General features: G+C 60.7%; 16 protein-coding genes. 8 read left to right on the plus strand and 8 right to left on the minus strand.

What is annotated here, in order from left to right; genetic code table 11:
* Positions 1-39: 39 nt before the first annotated feature.
* A complete protein-coding gene (gene bglX, locus A7J50_RS07650) occupies positions 40-2,331 on the minus strand; it encodes a beta-glucosidase BglX (RefSeq protein WP_064451252.1) in 2,292 nt (763 codons plus the stop codon).
* A gap of 241 nt (positions 2,332-2,572) precedes the next feature.
* Between bglX and A7J50_RS07655 the strand changes: the two genes are divergently transcribed.
* The 4 genes from A7J50_RS07655 to A7J50_RS07670 all read left to right on the plus strand — a co-directional run bounded on the left by A7J50_RS07655 (position 2,573) and on the right by A7J50_RS07670 (position 6,061).
* Positions 2,573-3,184, plus strand: a complete 612-nt coding sequence (locus A7J50_RS07655) for a LemA family protein (RefSeq protein ID WP_064451253.1) — start codon at positions 2,573-2,575, stop codon at positions 3,182-3,184.
* An 18-nt stretch (positions 3,185-3,202) separates the two neighbouring features.
* Positions 3,203-3,931, plus strand: a complete 729-nt coding sequence (locus A7J50_RS32130) for a TPM domain-containing protein (RefSeq protein WP_064451254.1) — start codon at positions 3,203-3,205, stop codon at positions 3,929-3,931.
* Positions 3,932-3,980: 49 nt separating this feature from the next.
* Complete coding sequence (locus A7J50_RS07665; protein WP_064451255.1) at positions 3,981-4,598, plus strand: TPM domain-containing protein; 618 nt, start codon at positions 3,981-3,983, stop codon at positions 4,596-4,598.
* 245 nt (positions 4,599-4,843) lie between these two features.
* The gene (locus A7J50_RS07670) at positions 4,844-6,061 is read left to right on the plus strand and encodes a class I SAM-dependent methyltransferase (protein WP_064451256.1); all 1,218 of its coding nucleotides are present in this window, start codon (positions 4,844-4,846) and stop codon (positions 6,059-6,061) included.
* A gap of 154 nt (positions 6,062-6,215) precedes the next feature.
* Here A7J50_RS07670 and A7J50_RS07675 read toward each other — a convergent pair whose 3' ends face one another.
* From A7J50_RS07675 to A7J50_RS07700, 6 genes are all read right to left on the minus strand, one after another.
* Positions 6,216-7,115 carry a DMT family transporter gene (locus tag A7J50_RS07675; RefSeq protein WP_064451257.1) on the minus strand — a complete coding sequence of 300 codons (900 nt, stop codon included), beginning with the start codon at positions 7,113-7,115 and terminating at the stop codon, positions 6,216-6,218.
* 285 nt (positions 7,116-7,400) lie between these two features.
* Entirely contained in the window at positions 7,401-9,959 is a 2,559-nt protein-coding gene (locus A7J50_RS07680) for a TonB-dependent receptor (protein ID WP_064451258.1), read from the minus strand.
* Positions 9,960-10,084: 125 nt separating this feature from the next.
* A complete protein-coding gene (locus A7J50_RS07685; RefSeq protein ID WP_064451259.1) occupies positions 10,085-11,053 on the minus strand; it encodes a FecR family protein in 969 nt (322 codons plus the stop codon).
* A complete protein-coding gene (locus tag A7J50_RS07690) occupies positions 11,050-11,589 on the minus strand; it encodes an RNA polymerase sigma factor (RefSeq protein ID WP_064451260.1) in 540 nt (179 codons plus the stop codon). Before A7J50_RS07690 ends, A7J50_RS07685 begins: the two co-directional genes overlap by 4 nt.
* 197 nt (positions 11,590-11,786) lie before the next feature.
* Complete coding sequence (locus A7J50_RS07695) at positions 11,787-12,659, minus strand: dihydrodipicolinate synthase family protein (protein ID WP_064451261.1); 873 nt, start codon at positions 12,657-12,659, stop codon at positions 11,787-11,789.
* Positions 12,660-12,686: 27 nt separating this feature from the next.
* On the minus strand, positions 12,687-13,469 hold the full coding sequence (locus tag A7J50_RS07700) for an aldolase (protein ID WP_064451262.1): 783 nt from the start codon (positions 13,467-13,469) through the stop codon (positions 12,687-12,689).
* Between the two features lie 159 nt (positions 13,470-13,628).
* On the opposite strand from A7J50_RS07700, the gene A7J50_RS07705 reads away from it, so the two are divergent.
* Positions 13,629-14,156 (plus strand): helix-turn-helix domain-containing protein, encoded by a 528-nt coding sequence (locus A7J50_RS07705; protein ID WP_064451263.1) that lies wholly within the window; start codon positions 13,629-13,631, stop codon positions 14,154-14,156.
* A gap of 141 nt (positions 14,157-14,297) precedes the next feature.
* On the opposite strand, the gene A7J50_RS07710 is transcribed toward A7J50_RS07705, so the two are convergent.
* Positions 14,298-15,314: a DUF4917 family protein gene (locus A7J50_RS07710; RefSeq protein WP_064451264.1), complete on the minus strand. Its 1,017-nt coding sequence runs from the start codon at positions 15,312-15,314 to the stop codon at positions 14,298-14,300.
* A gap of 123 nt (positions 15,315-15,437) precedes the next feature.
* On the opposite strand from A7J50_RS07710, the gene yiaY reads away from it, so the two are divergent.
* The 3 genes from yiaY to A7J50_RS07725 all read left to right on the plus strand — a co-directional run bounded on the left by yiaY (position 15,438) and on the right by A7J50_RS07725 (position 18,282).
* Positions 15,438-16,586, plus strand: a complete 1,149-nt coding sequence (gene yiaY / locus A7J50_RS07715) for an L-threonine dehydrogenase (protein ID WP_064451265.1) — start codon at positions 15,438-15,440, stop codon at positions 16,584-16,586.
* A 92-nt stretch (positions 16,587-16,678) separates the two neighbouring features.
* Positions 16,679-17,353, plus strand: a complete 675-nt coding sequence (locus A7J50_RS07720; RefSeq protein WP_064451266.1) for an NAD(P)H-binding protein — start codon at positions 16,679-16,681, stop codon at positions 17,351-17,353.
* Positions 17,353-18,282, plus strand: coding sequence for a LysR family transcriptional regulator (locus tag A7J50_RS07725; protein ID WP_064451267.1), 930 nt, complete (start codon positions 17,353-17,355; stop codon positions 18,280-18,282). The genes A7J50_RS07720 and A7J50_RS07725 overlap by 1 nt, the downstream gene beginning before the upstream one ends.
* Positions 18,283-18,320 lie beyond the last annotated feature (38 nt).

Genomic DNA, 18,320 nt, shown 5'->3' on the forward strand with positions numbered 1-18,320 from the left:
CAAGCCAGCTCCCACACTGACCGCCTTTACAGTTTTAGATCAGAGCAGCTCGAATGTCTGCTGCTGCACATCCTGGGAGTCCAACCCGATCTGTACATTGAACTCGCCCGGTTCTGCGGCGAACTTGAGCTGGGTGTTGTAGAACTTCAAGTCTTCCTCGGTGATGGTGAAGTGCAATGTGCGTTCTTCACCGGCTTTGAGCATGACTTTCTGGAAGTTCTTCAGCTCTTTGATCGGGCGGATCATCGAGCCGGCCACGTCCTGGATATACAACTGCACCACGGTTTCGCCGTCGACCTTGCCGGTGTTTTTCAGCGTGACGCTGGCGTCGAGCTTGCCGGTTTTATTCAACGTGGTGGACGACAGCGCCATGTCCGACAAGCTGAACGTGGTGTAGCTCAGGCCATAACCAAACGGGAACAGGGGGCCGGTGACGTCATCGAAATACTGCGAGGTGTAGTTGCCCGGCTTGCCTGGGGTGAACGGCCGGCCGATGCTCAGGTGGTTGTAGTAGGTCGGAATCTGCCCCACCGAGCGTGGGAAGGTGATCGGCAGCTTGCCTGACGGGTTGTAGTCGCCGAACAGCACGTCGGCGATGGCGTTGCCGCCTTCGGTGCCGGCGAACCAGGTTTCCAGGATCGCGTCAGCCTGCTTGTTCTCATCGAGAATCGACAGTGGGCGGCCGTTCATCAATACCAACACCAAAGGCTTGCCGGTGGCTTTAAGGGCCTTGATCAGGTCACGTTGGCTTTGTGGGATGTTCAGGTCGGTACGGCTCGAGGATTCGTGGGACATGCCACGGGACTCGCCCACGGCAGCCACGACCACGTCGGCGTCCTTTGCGGCTTTCACCGCTTCGTCGATCATCACTTGCGAAGAGCGCGTGTCATCCACCACTTCCGGCGCATCGAAGTTGAGGAAGTTGAGGTAGTCGACCACCGCCTTGTCGTTGGTGATGTTGGCGCCACGGGCATAGATCACTTTGCCTTTCTCGCCGATCACGGCGTTCATGCCGTCCAGCAGGGTCACCGATTGTTCAGGCTTACCGGCAGCCGCCCAACTGCCCATCATGTCGATCGGTGCCTTGGCCAATGGCCCAACCAGGGCGATAGTTGCGGACTTTTTCAGCGGCAAAGTGTTGTTCTGGTTTTTCAGCAAGACCAGGCTGCGCCTCGCGATATCGCGGGCATCGCTGCGGTGCAGGCGGCTGTCGGCATAGGTGTCGGCCGGGTCATCCTCGGCCTTGCCGATACGCAGGTACGGGTCTTTGAACAGGCCCATGTCGTACTTGGCGCCGAGCACTTCACGCACGGCATTGTCGATGTCGCTTTGCTCGATCTCGCCGGACTTGAGCAGGCCGGGTAATTCCTTGCCGTACAGCGAGTCGTTCATGCTCATGTCGATGCCGGCCTTGATCGCCAGCTTGGCGGCTTCACGCCCGTCCTTGGCCACGCCGTGCTTGATCAGCTCGAAGATCGCGCCGTGGTCACTCACGGCCAGGCCTTTGAAGCCCCAGTCTTTGCGCAGCAGGTCGTTCATCAGCCAGGTGTTGGCCGTGGCGGGTACACCGTTGATCGAGTTCAACGCCACCATCACGCCGCCGGAACCGGCCTTGATCGCCGCGTGGTACGGCGGCAGGTAGTCCTGATACATCTTGACCGGGCTCATGTCGACCACGTTGTAGTCGCGACCGCCTTCCACCGCGCCGTACAGGGCGAAGTGCTTGACGCTGGCCATGATGCTGTCGGCATTGGCGGGGCTGGTGCCCTGGAAGGCCTTGACCATCACTTCGGCAATGCGCGAGACCAGATACGTGTCTTCGCCGAAGCCTTCGGACGTGCGGCCCCAGCGTGGGTCGCGGGAGATATCGACCATCGGCGCAAAGGTGATGTCGAGGCTGTCGGCGGCGGCTTCCTGGGCGGCGATACGCCCGGAGCGGCCGATGGCGTCCATGTCCCAGCTGGAGGCCAGGGCCAGGCTGATCGGGAAAATCGTGCGGTGGCCGTGGATCACGTCATAGGCGAAGAACATCGGGATCTTCAACCGGCTGCGCATGGCCGCGTCCTGCATCGGACGGTTTTCCGGGCGGGTGATCGAGTTGAAGGTGCCACCGATACGGCCGGCGGCGATTTCCTTGCGGATCAGCTCGCGGGGCATTTCAGGGCCGATGCTGATCAGGCGCAATTGGCCGATCTTTTCATCCAGGGTCATCTGCTTGAGCAGGTCGCTGACGAAGGCGTCCTTGTCTTTAAGCGCAGCAGGCTTTGTTTCTGCCCATACGGGGTGAGTGGCCAGAGTGGCAACAAGGCCGAGCAAACACAGCTTCTTCATGAATATCCTTTTTCGGCTCACTGCACAGCGATTACGCTGATCGGCCAAAATGTGGGGAGCGTCTATTGTTGTTCGGGTGTTGTTCAGATAAATACCGCACACTTCTGAACTCTACATCGCGCTGGGCATCTTTTAGCTGATTGGCTCAATGCATTCCAGTGGTGGTGGCGGATTATGCCCCAAGCGCGCGGTTTATAGGGTGAGTCGTCAAATTCCATCAAGTTTGGGCAGGAGAGACACCATGCAAGTAGCACAACATTACCGCTGGGGCTTCAAGGCCGCGGCTCTGCTACTGATCAGCAGCGTGCTGAGCGGTTGTGGCATCAATACGATTCCGACCCTGGATGAACAGGCCAAAGCCGCCTGGGGCCAGGTGCAGAACCAATACCAACGCCGTGCTGACCTGATCCCCAACCTGGTGGAAGTGGTCAAGGGCTACGCCGCCCATGAACAAGACACCCTCACCGCCGTGATTGAGGCGCGGGCCAAGGCCACCTCGATCCAGGTGGACGCCAGTACCCTCGACAACCCGGAAAAACTCAAGCAATTCCAGCAAGCCCAGGATGGCCTGAGCGGTGCCCTCAGCCGTTTGATGGTGGTGTCCGAGCGTTACCCGGACCTGAAGGCCAACCAGAACTTCCTGGCGCTGCAATCCCAGCTTGAAGGCACGGAAAACCGTATTGCCGTGGCCCGTCGCGACTTCATCCAGGCAGTGCAGGCTTACAACACCGAGATCCGCACCTTCCCGGGTCGCCTGTGGCACAGCGTGATGTACAGCGACTTGCCGATCCGCGCCACGTTTGAAGCCACCAGTGCCGACGCCGATAAAGCGCCGCAAGTGAAGTTCAAATAAGGCTTCTCTGAGGTGTCGATGCGTTTATTACGGATAGGCTTGGCGCTGTGGTTGCTGGCGTGCGTCGGTGTGGCCCAGGCGGCGCTGACCTTTCCGGCGTTGACCGGGCGGGTGGTGGACGCCGCGCAGATGATCGACCCGGCAACGCGCGCGCAGATTACCCAGCAGTTGCAGGCGCTGGAACAAACGTCCGGCGACCAGATCGTGGTGGTCACCGTCCCCGACCTGCAAGGCGTGCCGATTGAAGACTACGGTTACCAGTTGGGTCGCCAATGGGGCATCGGCCAGAAGGGCAAGGACAACGGCGCACTGTTGATCGTCGCGCGTGATGAGCACAAATTGCGCATCGAAGTCGGTTACGGCCTTGAAGGCGTGCTGACCGATGCGCAGTCATGGGTGATCATCAACCAGGTGATTGCGCCCAAGTTCAAGGCCGGTAATTACAGCCAGGGCATCAGCGACGGCGTGGCGGCAATAGTGCAAGTGGTGGGCGGTGAGCCGCTGGCGGTGCCGGCCCATGTGGCGGATGCGAATTTCGCCAAGGATAATCCCGGGTTTTCCATCGGCTTGTTTATCCTGCTGATCGGCGTGTTATGGCTGTGCAATCGCTTGGGCCTGCCGGTTGGCGCTATCTTGCTGGCGATCCTCAGCAGCAGTGGGCGCGGCGGCGGTGGCGGTGGCGGCGGTGGTGGCTTCCGAGGCGGCGGCGGTGGTTTCGGCGGCGGCGGTGCCTCAGGTGGCTGGTAATGAACGTGCGGCGGGTAATGACAATAACTAGAAAAGAGCATCTACAACCATGGCATTACTGACTGAACACGAGCAGCGCCAGGTCGCCGAAGCGATCGCCCGGGTTGAAAAAACCACCGACGCCGAACTGGTCACCGTGCTGGCGGCCCGCGCCGACGATTACGCTTACATCCCGCTGCTATGGGCCAGCCTGATTGCGTTGGTGGTGCCTGGCGTGGTGCATTACTTGTCGGGCTACCTGACCATGTACACCTTGCTGTTGGCGCAGTGGGCGACGTTTATTGTGCTGTGCCTGGTGTTTCGCCTGCCCAAGGTCACCACCCGCTTGATCCCGCGTTCGGTACGCCATTGGCGCGCGTCAAACCTGGCACGCCGGCAGTTTCTGGAGCAGAACCTGCACCACACGCTGGGCGGCACCGGCGTGCTGATTTTTGTCTGCGAGGCGGAGCGGTATGTGGAAATCCTGGTGGACGAGGGCATTTCCAAACACCTGGATAACAGCAGTTGGGATGGCATCGTCAAGGCGTTTACCCAGCAGGTAAAACAGGGGCAAACGCTCGCCGGGTTTATTGCGTGTATTGAAGCCTGTGGCGAGTTGCTCAAGGTGCATGTGCCGGTGACGCAGACGCGTAACGAATTACCGAACCGGCTGATCGTGCTCGAATAACCCAAACTCCCCTGAGCCTATTTGGGCGCTGCTTTTCTGTGGGAGCCGGGCTTGCCCGCGATGGCCTCACCTCGGTTTGCCTGATGGACCGCGGTGCCAGCATCGCAGGCAAGCCAGCTCCCACACAAAGCAGCTCTCACATTTGATTTGCGGCGGCTGAGTGACCGTTGATCAAATAACCCCGTGCCCTCAACGCCTATCCCCCCTAAAATGCCCGGCATTCCCAGCCCGAGGCGTTTTTGTTCATGTCCGTCACTGCTCAACCTGCCAGCCCTGCGCCGGATCATCACGCCCAGTTCATCGAACTGCTGAGCGCAAGCCTCGCGCAGCATGCATTTATCAAGCTGGTACTGGCCAAGTACGTCGGTGAAGAGGCCGAGTTGCAGCGGCTGATCATCAAGCCAGTGACGGTCAAGGAGCAGCCGTGCCTGTCCTTCGTCTACCGCTACAAGACGCGCGACATCACCAAGAACTTCCCGCTGGCGGACGGCGTGGCAGCGATTGCCGAGCTGCTGCCGGCGTCGTTCAAGAACGCGCACTTGCTCTCGCTGACGGATGAAGCCCAGTTGGAGTACAGCAAGAAGAACAAAAGCTCGCTGTTCAAAAGCAAGCCGCAGCAACTGCGTGAGGCGCCGTCCGCGGAGCATAACCGCGAGAAAAATCGCTTCCTGGACCTGACGCGGCCGTTCCTCGCTGACCTGGGCGTAACCGACGCCAGGCAGGCGCTGATCCCATCGATGTCGCGCAAGTGGAAACAAATCAATAAATTCATCGAAGTGTTCAGCCATGCGCTGACTTCGTCACCGTTGAAACTGGACCGGCCGGTGCGTGTTGCTGACTTTGGTTCGGGCAAGGGCTACCTGACCTTCGCCATTCACGATTACCTGCGCAACACCCTCAAGGCCGAGGGCGAGGTGACAGGTGTTGAGCTGCGCGAAGACATGGTGACCCTGTGCAACGCCGCCGCCGCGCGCCTGGAACACCCGGGGCTGGTGTTCAAATGCGGTGATGTGCGCAGCGTCGCGCCGAGCGAACTGGACGTGATGATCGCCCTGCATGCCTGCGACATCGCCACCGATTACGCGATCCACACCGGCATTCGCTCCGGCGCCTCGATCATCATGTGCTCGCCGTGCTGCCACAAACAGATTCGTCTGCAAATCCAGAGCCCGGTGCTGCTCAAGCCGATGCTGCAATACGGCCTGCACCTGGGCCAACAGGCGGAAATGGTCACCGACAGCCTGCGGGCGTTGTACCTTGAAGCCTGCGGTTATGAGACCAAGGTGTTCGAGTTCATCTCGTTGGAACACACCAACAAGAACAAGATGATCCTGGCGGTCAAACGCGCCGAGCCGTTGGACAACGCGCAGTTGCTGAAAAAAATCCGGGAGCTGAAGGCGTTCTACCAGATCAGCGAACACTGCCTGGAAACCTTGCTGCGCGCGGATGGTTATTTGAGCTGAGAGCGCTGCAAATCAAATGTGGGAGGGTGGGCTTGTGTGGGAGCCGGGCTTGCCCGCGATGGCATCGCCTCGGTTTTCTGACGGACCGAGTTGCCTGCATCGCAGGCAAGCCAGCTCCCACACAAGCCAGCTCCCACACAGGCCTGCTTTCACATTAAATAGCGTTCGGCTTGGGAAGGGGCGCAGCCTGCACCGCCGTCTTGCGTCCCAGCATCACTGTCACGATCACACCACAGGCAAACAGCCAGGTAATCGGCTCGATGTGTTCACCAAAGAACAACGCCGAAAACGCGATGGTGAAGAAAATCTGCAACAGCTGAATTTGACTGACCCGTGCAATGCCGCCCATGGCCAGCCCGGCGTACCAGGCAAAAAATCCCAGGAACTGCGAGAACAGCGACACATAGCCAAACGCCCACCAGGTGCGCATGGAAATCGCCCCTTGATGCTGCGCCGCCAGGTACCACACCGGGCCGATCAACACCGGCGTCGACAGCACCAGCGCCCAGCAGATCACCTGCCAGCCGCCCATCTCTTTGGCCAGCCGGCCACCTTCGGCATAACCCAGGCCGCCCACGGCAATGGCGCCGAGCATCAACAAATCACCCGCCTGGATACTGCCGGCGCCGGTGATCAACGCGTAACTCAACACCAACGCACTGCCCAACGCCGCACAGGCCCAGAAGGCTTTCGACGGCCGCTCGTGGGACAGCCACGCCGCGTACAGCGCCACGCACAGGGGTTGCAGGCCGTTGACCAGCGCGCCATGGGACGCCGGCAAGGTTTGCATGGCCCAGGCCGACAGCACCGGGAAACCGAGAATCACGCCGGCGATGACCAGGCACAACCCGCGTACCTGGCGCCAGGTCGGCCAGCGCTCACGGCGCCACAGCAACAGCGCCGCTGCCGGAACCGCTGCGAACAACGCGCGACCCAGGCCGTTGAGCAACGGGTGGATTTCCTGCACCACGATGCGGGTGAAGGGCAGGGTCAGGCTGAAGATGATGACGCCCAGCAGGCCGAGGGCCATGCCGGTGTTTTCGCGCGAGCTCATGATGGGGACCGAAATCTGCAGGGCTTCAAGGGAAGCCCATCTAGCCACAACCCCTGCCGGTAGCGGGCCTACAGCTGGGTGCGGATTTATCCGTACAGTTTCAATCGCTCTGTTGGCAGTGCCGCCGCCTTCGCCGCCTCGCTGGGGCTCGACAGTTCCCACAGTAGATCGCCAGCGAATGGAGAACCAATGTGGGAGCTGTCGAGCTTCAGCGAGTCTGCGAAGGGATCGCCTCGGTTGTGCTGACCGACCGAGAAATCTGCATCGCCGGCTGCACCCCTAACCTCAGAAGAACCGCGTGACGCTGATCTTCGCATCTCGGCCTTTGATGTAGGCGCGGTCGCCGCTCAAGGCCGGGCGGAAGTTGTTGTTGAACAGGTTGTCCACGGTGAAGTTGACCTCGGTACCTTTGAGGTAAGCCTGTTGCGGTTTCCATTTGGCGAACAGGCCTTGGGTGTTGTAGGCCTTGTTGCCGTATTGGTCGTAGAACAGGTCGCCCAAACTGCTGCCGGGGCCGCCGGAATATTTGTTACTCGGCAAGCGATCGGTCGCGCCGATGAACTGGCCCATCCAGCCCACTTGGGCATCCCAGGCTGGAATGTGAGTGCCCAGTACCAGCACCCATTTGGTCGGTGGAATATCACGTGCCGGCACGTCCGGGCCCCATGGGTTGGTGTAGGCGCCTTCATGTTCACCTTTGGCGTAGGCGAACGACACCGAACCGAACAGGTAGGTGGAGTTGTAGAACGATTCGAGCTCAAAGCCCTTGATGGTCAGGCCGCCGATGTTGCGGTAGTTGGGCATCGCCCCCGATGGGCAGGCGCTGGAAATGGTGCCGCCATTGATGGCCTGGTTCTGGCAGCCGACGCCGGTGGCCTTGAAGATTTCGTCTTCGACTTTGTTGTGGAACACGGTGGTGCGCACTTGCAGGTTGTCGTCCTGGGCAAGCACGTTATCGTAGCTGACGACACTGCCCACGGTGATCGACGTGATGCGCTCGGGGTCGAGGTCAACGCTGGTGGCCGTGCGGCTGCCCAGGCCTTGCACTTCGTACTGTTCGTCGATGACCGGTGCGCGCCAGGTTTTGCTCCAGTTGGCGAACAGCCCAAAGTGCGGGGTGACGTTCCAGAACAGCGCCAGGCGCGGTGACCAGCCGGTGTAGGTGCGGTCGCTGTAATCGTGGCCGAAGGACGGATCGGGGTTGTTGTAGTACGGCGCATCGTTGCCTTCGCCGCGGTTGCGCACGTGGTCGTAGCGCAGGGACGGGGTGATGGTCACATCGCCGACGGTCACCGCATCCTGGACAAAGAAGCTGTGGGTATCGACCTTGCCGTGGGGCATGAAACCCGGCTGGAAATGCCCATAGTTATAGCGCGCGGTGTTGTACGTGGCACCAGGCATCCACATCTCGGTTTCGCGGATGTGCCTGCGAATCTGCCCGCCGACGGTCACCGCATGCTGCAACGGCCCGGTGTCGAACAGGCTGACGTTGCGGATGTCGAGGTGCTTGTCGGTGTAGGCGGTGTCCATCTTGCGCCCGCCGGTGGCCAGTTGGAAAAACGCGCTGGCGTCGCGCTCGTCGGTCTGGTCGGTGTTGGACTGCGAATATTTGACGGTCAGGTCCACCAGCGGATTATCCAGCGGCGTGTATTCATACTTGCCCGACCAGGTGGTGTCGACAGTGTCGCGGTGGGCTAAAAAACGCTTCAACGCACCTTCGTAGCCGTAGCGGTCGATGTTGGCCTGGGTCGGCGGCGTCGGGTAGCTGGCGGCGGAGAAGGGCGTCCAGCGATTGCTGTGGGAACGCGAGTAGGACAGGCCAACGCTGTGCTCATCGGTGAAGTGCGCGTTGACCTTGAACAGCTTGCCGTCCACATCCTGGGCACTGTTGGGCAAGCGCTGCGGGTTGACCGGGTACTCGTTGTTGTCGTTGGGCAACTTGGCGGCCACCTTCATATCACCCCCGTCGCGCTGGGTCAGGTAGGCCAGCGCGTCAAAACGGCCGTCGTCGGTGCGGCCATACACGGCACTGCTGTAGACCTGTTCGTGGTCGTTGCTGGAGTAACCGTATTTGAGCATTGCGCCGCTGTTGCGACCGTCCTGGAGCAGGTCCGGGGCGTCCTTGGTGGTCATGTTGACCGTGCCGCCAAAACCGCCGTTGCCGGTGAACGGCGAGTTGGGGCCTTTCTCGACCTCGATGCTTTTGATCAACTCCGGCTCGATAAACACGGTGCCTTGCTGGTAGCGCTCGAAGCCGCTCTTGGTGGCGCCGTCGACGGTCAGCGGCACGTCTTCGGCATCGCCTAAACCGCGGATGTTGATGGTCTGGCCGCCGGGTTTCAGCGAGCCGCCCTGGCTCACGCCGGGCAAGGTCTGCAACAGGCTGGGGATGTTGTTGGACTGGTAGCGGTCGATGTCGGCCTGGGTCAGGGTGGAGCGGTTGACGGTGCTGGCGTCGACTTCGTTACCCGTGCCTATCACGCTGAGGGCGTCGAGCTGGATCGCGCCGCTGTGGGTGGTCTTGCCTACGTCGGGGCGCACGACGTAAGTGGTTCCGACCCTGATCAGGGTGAATTCGCCGTTTTTCAGCAAGGTGCGAATCGCCACTTCCGGGGTGAACTCACCATTGAGCGCCGGCGCCTGCACGTTCTTGAGCAATGTTTCATCGAACAGCAGCTGGATTTTCGCCTGCTGCGCCACTTGGCTCAACGAGGTGGCCAGAGACTGGGCGGGCAGTTGCAGCTTGAACGTCTCGGCCTGGGCACTGAGGCTGAACGCCATGCAGGTAGCAATCAGGGACGGTCGAAGAAACAGGTGCGAAGCGTGGCAAGGCGCGCGAAACATGGAATCCCCCGGGGTGGCTAAATAGCCAAAAAGGTGTGCGTATCAAACACAGTCGGGAGGAAGACGGCGCAGGCAAAAAATTCCACACCTGCGAATGCAAAATATTCTCAAATGGAGGGCGAGCCTTACTTGATCGGTTCGATTCTCACGATGCCATCGGCCGACGCCACGGTTTTTACCGGGAGCAGGGCAGGCAGGGCATTGAGCAGGGCGTCCGGGTCATTCACATCCAGATTGCCCGAGAGCTTCAGTTGCGCCACGGCTTTGCTGACCTGCAACGGTGCCTGGGGCCGGTAGAGGCTCAGCTCATCAATGAGGCTGGCCAGGTCGCGATTGCGAAAGGACAGGTGCCCGCTGCGCCAATCGGCGACGTCTTCGCCCGTGAGGGTTTGCTGTTGAACAGTGCCTTTGGCGTAGCTGTAAGTTGCGCGTTGCTGCGCGCCGAGCAAGGTGACGGGGCTTTTGGCGTCCGCCGCGAAGGCGACCTGGCCATGGGCGACGCTGACCACCAGTTGTTGCTGGCTGCGCCGCACATCAAACCCGGTGCCGACCACCCGCACGTTCGCCTCGCCGGCCTGCACGTACAGCGGCCGCTCCTTGTCGGCAGCGACCTCGATGTACAGCTGGCCCTTGTCCAGATGAAGGATGCGTTGATGGGCGCTGAAATCTACCCGCAGATGGGTGTTGGCATTCACATACAGCGTGCTGCCATCGGGCAGGTTGAGCGTGCGCATGCCTTTGGCATGCCCGGCGATTTGGCTGTGGTAGAGCTCGCGAGGCGCGCCGATGTGCGTGGTCAGCACTGTGCAGACCAGCGCGGCCGCCACGGCCAGGGCGGGGCGCCAGAACGAGGGTTTACGCGTGGGCAGTGGCACGGGTTGGTTCAGTTGCTGCAACTGGGCGAGGTCGGCCCACAGTTGCTCGAATTCGGCATAGGCGCGTGCATGGGCGGGCTCAGCCTGCCAGGCGGCAAAGGCTTTGCGGTCGGCACGCCCCGCGTCATTGCGGTTGCGCGCGAACCAGCTGGCGGCTTGGGCGTCAATGGAGTCGCTCGCTTCGATGTCCAGGGCGTCGATGTCGCTCAAGCGGTTCATTCTGGCTGCTCCGTGCCGGGGTCAATGTGAAGACGTCGCTTGCAATGCAGCAGGGCAAAAGCGATGTGCTTTTCCACCATGCTGGTCGAAATGCCCATGCGCTCGGCGATCTGCGCCTGGCTCAGGCCTTCGAAGCGGTGCAGCATAAGGGCTTCTCGCCTGCGGGGCGAGAGTTCGGCGAGGACTTCTTTCAACTGTTCCAGGCGTTGCAGGCGCTGCGCGGCGGCCATCGGGTCATTTTGCTCGTCGGTGACCGGCTCGGCGTCCCTGTCGGCCGGCTCAGCGTGGGCGGTCTGCCGTACCTTCTGTTTACGCCAGTGATCGCGCAGCAGGTTGCGCGCCATCTGGAACAGAAACGCCCGTGGCTGCTCGACCTTCGCGCGGTCGCGGTAGTCCAGCCAATGGGTAAAGACATCCTGGGTCATGTCCGCCGCGTCGCTGGCGTTGTCCGTGCGCTTGCGCAGGAAATACAGAATATCTGCATAAAACCCGCGAAAGGCATCGGCCGACAACGGGTCGGGCTTGGGACGAGACATGGCTATCCTTCTTGACGAAGCACGACGTAGAAAAGCCATGAATGATATCGAGAACTATTGTTATTTGTCGCTGTGTAATGAATGAACTCGGTCAAAATGTGGGAGCTGGCTTGCCTGCGATGCAGGCACCTCGATTTGTCAGCTAAACCGAGGCGATGCTATCGCAGGCAAGCCAGCTCCCACAGGAGGCCACGGCTCTATCGCAGTAATGTCCTAAGCTGCTCGACCCCCGCTTCACCCAATGGGAACACCGGCAACCTTGGATCACCCGCTTCCAACCCGGTCAAACGCAACCCGGCCTTGATCGTCGCCGGCAAACCTCCCTTGAGGATGAATTCCAGCAGCGGTAACTGGCGATAGAACAGGGCCCGCGCCTTGGTCAGATCATTGGCCAACACCGCCTCGTACAACGCCAGGTTGAGCTGCGCGATCAGGTTCGGCGCCGCCGTGCACCAACCCTTGGCACCTGCCGCGAAAGCTTCCAGCGCCAGCGGGTTGCAGCCGTTGTAAAACGGTACGTCGCTGTGGCGATGCAACTGGTGCATGCGCTGAATATCCCCGGTGCTCTCCTTGACCATGGTCACGTTTTCGACCTGCTTGATGATGCGCATAATCAACTCCACCGACATGTCCGTGCCGCTGGTAGCCGGGTTGTTATAGAGCATGATCGGCACGCCGACGCTGTCGCCAATCGCGGCATAGTGGGCGAGGATTTCTGCTTCGCTGAGTTTCCAGTACGAGGCCGGCAGTACCATCACCACGTCGGCGCCATTGGCCTCGGCGTAACGGGCCCGACGCACGGCCTTGGCGGTAGTCAGGTCGGACACACTGACGATAGTCGGTACGCGCCTGGCGATTTTCGCGAGGCTGTAGGCACTGACTTCATCCCACTCGGCGTCGCTCAGGTAGGCGCCCTCGCCGGTACTGCCCAAGGGCGCGATGGCGTGCACGCCGCTGTCGATCAAACGGTCGATGGAGCGGCCCAGGGCGTCGAGGTCAATGCGTTGGCCGTCGGCGCTGAACGGCGTGATGGTGTAACCGATGATGCCGTGAATAGTGGGTGTGGACATGGGAAGTCTCCAGTCGAAAAAGGGCAATCAGTTCAAGCAGTCGGCGTGTTGGCGCAGGCTCTGCCGGGCGTAGTAATTGAACGCGGCGCCGTGGCGCTTGGGCTTGGAGATCCAGTCATGGGCCTCGTGCCCCAGCGCCGGCAGGATCGGCTTGATCGTGCCCGCCGCCATCGCCAGCAACTGCAACTTGGCCGCGCGCTCGATCAACTGCGCGATCACACAGGCTTCTTCGATGCTCGCCCCGGTGGACAGTTGGCCGTGATGCGAGAGCAAAATCGCGCGTTTGTCGCCGAGCGCCGTGGTGATGATTTCCCCTTCTTCATTACCCACCGGCACCCCCGGCCAGGCTTCCAAAAAAGCGCAGTCTTCGTACAGCGGGCAGAGGTCCATGTGCGACACCTGCAGCGGTACTTCCAACATCGACAGCGCGGCAATATGAGTGGGGTGCGTATGGATGATGCAGTTCACATCCGGCCGCCCACGGTACACCCAGGTGTGAAAGCGGTTGGCCGGGTTGGGAATGCCGTGGCCTTCCAAAACTTCCAGGTCCTCATTGACCAGCAATAGGTTGCTGGCGGTGATTTCGTCAAAACCCAGGCCCAGTTGCTGGGTGTAATAAGTGCCGGGCGTGGGGCCACGTGCGGTGATCTGCCCGGCCAGGCCGGAGTCGTGGCCGTGTTCGAACAGAATGCGGCACGTGAGCGCCAGCTTTTGCCGGTCGGTCCACGTATTATCCGCCAGGGAATTTTGCATCTGGATCAGCGCTTGCTTGACCAGTTGGTCTTTTGAGAGTGCTAATGTCTTGGCCATATCGGTGTCCTTTGGGTGGTTCAATGGACGTCGGATTTGCGGGTCTCCAGCGCGAGCAAGGCTGTTGGGTGAACGCAAATGACACTAAAGATGCTATATGACACTTTGTGTCATTGGCAAGCGCAGCTCTCGCTTTTCTGCATGGATTAACCGCATCAAATGTCTATCCGTTTGAAATTATTGAGAAAAAAACTTGGCGTAACTTTGGAGTCCTTGGCCGAAAAGTCCGGGATGACCAAAAGCTACCTGTCGAAAGTCGAGCGCGGGCTCAATACGCCGTCGATTGCCGCCGCGCTGAAACTAGCCAAGGCCTTGAACGTGAAGGTCGAAGAACTGTTCAGCGAAGACAGCGTCAGCCTCGACAGCTACAGCCTGGTGCGTGCCCATGAGCGGCCGGACACTGCGCCGGGTTATGCGGTGCTCGCGCATCAGGTCAGTGAGCGCAGCCTGCTGCCGTTCATCATCTACCCGCCGGCTGAGTTCACCGACAAGACCTTCAAGGAGCATCTGGGAGAGGAATTTTTATTCGTGCATGAAGGCCAGGTGGAAGTGGATTTCATGAACGAGCGGGTGATTCTGGAGCGGGGTGACGCGCTGCACTTCAACGCGCAAAAGCCCCACCGGCTTCGCTCGGTGGGGGAGGTGCAGGCGCAGTTGTTGGTGGTGGTGCACAGTGCTGAGGAATGACTGCGATCACTAGTTGAAATGCAATCAATGTGGGAGCTGGCTTGCCTGCGATAGCGGTCTGCCAGTTGACACACGGTTTGCTGACCCACCGCTATCGCAGGCAAGCCAGCTCCCACAGTTGACCTTCTTTGTTGCAGGTGATCAGCGCTCGACCGGCACCGAGAGCGCCGAATTACCCAACGGATGTGTCCGTGCCGCAAAAAACTTCAGCGCCACACCGCTGCCCTCAAACAACGCTGAATACCGGCGCTTCTGCTGACGAATAAACCCGTCGCTGCGCCCCGATACCGAAATCGCCAGCGTGGTCAGCCTGGCCTGGCGAAGCGCATCCACCAGGTGTTTATCCTGCGGCCCCAAATCATGGCCGAAGATGCACAGTGCGCCCTCATGGCTGAGCAACTGCTCATAACAGAACGACAGATAGTCCGAGCTGCGGATGGTCTTGAGCTTCTCTTCCACCTTGCCTTCGCTGACAAACAGCGGCACATCGTCCAGAGTCTTGATCGTATTGTTGATCGCAAAACTGCTGAGCAAGGTGCTGTCGGTGGAGGGCAATTTGCGCGCCGTACCGTCGAGGTTGCGCACCAGGTGCAGGCCGCCGTGCAGGTAGAGGATGCGCGTGGCGTCGGTGTGGGTGTTGCGCAGGTCGAAGCTGGCGTCGGCGCTGCGGAACAGGTCATCAATGCCCGGGGTGTGCAGGATCGCCCAGTAGTTGAGCAGGTCGTAGTTACTGGTGAACACGGTGGCGTAGTTGGCCAGTTCCGCGTTGATCGTCGCCAGGGTCGAGGGCTGCACCAGGCGCCATGGAATGTGCACGGCGTGGATGGTGTTGATCAACGCTTCCTTGATCGCATAGTAGCGATTGCGCGGCGCGGCTGAGCTGACCGCCAGGGCTTTGTTGACCCGGCTGGTGGTTTTCAGTGCGCCCAGTGCTTGTTCGAAACTGCGGGTTTGCAGGGCGTCAAACACACTCAGCTCGGATTGGCTCAGGGGTTTTTCTTCGACGGTGCGCGCGTTTTCGAACAGCGAGTCGTAGGCAAAGTCTTCCCAAATCGCCCGGCTGGCGCCGTTGCCGATCAGAATCCCATTGAAGTCCACGCTGCTGCGCAGCGCGCTCCAGTCTTCAAGGTGGGCGTCAATATCCTGGAAATCCATCATTGCGGCGGGTCTACTCGAAATCGGCTGGGTGGTGACTTTATCACGAGCCGGAGTTGATCTTGGTCAAGATGCCGCAGGCGAGTCAGGTTGATCCTGTTGGCATAACGCCTCTGAGGATTCGCCATGAGCAGCACCTTTTTCATACCCGCCGTCAACATCATGGGCACCGACTGCCTCGACGAAGCCATGACCGCCATCCGCAACTACGGCTTTCGCAAGGCGCTGATCGTCACCGACGCGGGTCTCGCCAAGGCCGGCGTGGCCAGCATGATCGCCGAGAAGCTGGCGATGCAGGATATCGACTCGGTGATTTACGACGGCGCCAAAGCTAACCCCAATGTGGAGAACGTCGAGAAAGGCCTGGTGTTGCTGGAAGCAAATGCCTGTGATTTCGTCGTGTCGCTGGGCGGCGGTTCGCCCCATGACTGCGCCAAGGGGATCGCGCTGTGCGCCACCAATGGCGGGCATATCGGCGACTACGAAGGTGTCGATCAGTCCAGTAAGCCGCAACTGCCACTGGTGGCCATCAACACCACCGCCGGCACCGCCAGCGAGATGACCCGCTTCTGCATCATCACCGACGAAACCCGCCACGTGAAAATGGCCATCGTCGACCGCAACGTCACGCCACTGCTGTCGGTCAACGACCCGGCGCTGATGGTCGGCATGCCCAAGGGCCTCACCGCCGCCACCGGCATGGACGCCTTGACCCATGCCATCGAAGCCTACGTGTCCACCGCTGCCACGCCGATCACCGACGCCTGCGCGATCAAGGCCATCGAACTGATCAGCGCCAACCTGCGCCTGGCGGTGCACGATGGCACCGACAAGGCTGCACGGGAAAACATGGCCTATGCGCAATTTCTTGCCGGGATGGCGTTCAACAATGCCTCCCTGGGTTTTGTGCACGCCATGGCCCACCAACTCGGCGGCCTGTACGACTTGCCCCACGGCGTGTGCAACGCGGTGCTGCTGCCGCATGTACAAAGCTTCAACGCCAGTGTCAGCGCCGAACGCTTGAGCGACGTGGCGCGTGCATTGGGCGCCGATATCAAGGGCATTACTCCGGAAGAGGGCGCCCAGGCGGCTATCGCCGCCATTCGCACGTTGGCCCAGGATGTCGAGATTCCGGCCGGGCTGCGCGAGCTGGGCGCCAAGCTGCAGGACATTCCGCTGCTGGCGACCAATGCGTTGAAGGATGCCTGTGGCCTGACCAACCCACGGCGGGCCGATCAGCGTCAGATTGAGGAGATCTTTCGCAGCGCGTTCTAAAAGGAGCAGTCGCATGCTGCAAGCGTTAAGCTACGAGCTGAACTGCATTCAACTTGAGCATGAAGCTTGCGGCTTGCCGCTGAGGTCCCCCAATGAGAGTTCTCCTATTCGGCGCCACCGGCATGGTCGGCCAAGGCGTGCTGCGCGAGTGCCTGCTGGCGGCTGACGTCCAGGAAGTCGTCGCCGTCGGCCGCACCCCGTTGACCCAGGAGCACGGCAAGCTGCACCAGGTGTTGCACAGCGATATGCTGGATTTCCAGCCCCTGGAAAACTTGCTGCAAGGGTTTGACGCGTGCTTTTTTTGCCTCGGCGTTTCGTCGGCAGGCATGAATGAAACCCGGTACACCCACCTCACTTATGATCTGACGCTGGTCGCCGCCAGTACCCTGGCGCGGCTCAACCCGCAAATGACGTTTATCTACGTGTCCGGTGCCGGCACCGACAGCTCCGAGGCAGGCAAGTCGATGTGGGCGCGTATCAAAGGCAAGACAGAAAACGCCTTGCTGCGTCTGCCGTTCAAGGCGGTGTACCTGTTTCGGCCGGGGGTTATCCAGCCCTTGCATGGCGTGCGCTCGAAGACGCCGTTGTACCAAGCCTTCTATACCGTGCTCGGGCCGTTGCTCTCGTTTGTGCGTCGCGCCAAGCCAGGCTGGGTGGTAAGCACCGAGACCGTTGGCCAGGCCATGTTGGCGGCGGTGCGCCACGGCGCGCCGCATGCAGTGGTGGAACAGGCGCAGATCAATCGCTTGGCCTCCGAGCGTCTCTGATGTTGCACAAGAGCCTGGTGCGTCGCCTGGACCTGATCACCTTGCAACTGTTCGTTGCGGTGTTCGAAGAAGGCACGCTGACCCGCGCGGCTGCCCGTGAAGCCATTGCGGTCTCGGCGGCGAGCAAGCGCCTGATGGAGTTGGAACAGGTACTGGGCGTGAGTTTGTTTGTGCGTCGCGCCAAGGGGATGGACCTGACCGCTGCGGGCGAAACCCTGTTACACCATGCGCGGCAGATGCTGTTCAACGTCGAAAAAATGGGCCTGGAACTGGGTGAACATAGCCACGGCGTGCGCGGTTATGTGCGGATGCTGGCGAATCTGTCGGCGATCATTCAGTTCCTTCCAGAGGACCTGCGCGATTTTTCCGCACGGCACCCCGAAGTGAAAACCGACCTGGAAGAGCGCCCCAGCAATGGCGTGGTGCAAGGCGTGCTGGATGGGGTCGCGGACCTGGGGATTTGCTCCAGTGACACCGACACCAAAGACCTGCCCTGCGTGCTTTATCGCCACGACAAACTGGTGGTGCTGATGCCGTCGGATCATCCGTTGGCCACACGCCAGACCTTGGCATTCGCTGAAACCCTCGACAGCGATTACGTCGGCCTGCATGCCGCCAGCTCCATCAATATGCGCACCCACGCCGCCGCACGCGAGGCGGGCAAGATGCTGCGCCTGCGCATCCATGTGCCGGGGTTTGATGCGATGTGCCGGATGGTCCAGGCGAATATGGGCATCGGCATCCTCCCGCAAAAGGCCTATGAGCTGTTTGGTCGTGCGTTGGGGTTGCACGCCGTGCCGCTGACGGATACCTGGTCGGATCGCCGCTTGATCGTGGTGGTGCGCGATGAGGCGCAGTTGTCGCCGGTCAGTCGGTTACTGTTCGATTATCTGAGTGTTCGTGTTTCGCGAACGCTCCTTGCCAACTGACGGTTGGATTTATCGTCCCCTTGTCCTCTAGCCTTGGT

Source organism: Pseudomonas antarctica (assembly GCF_001647715.1).
In the GTDB taxonomy this organism is placed as follows: Bacteria; Pseudomonadota; Gammaproteobacteria; order Pseudomonadales; family Pseudomonadaceae; genus Aquipseudomonas; species Aquipseudomonas antarctica_A.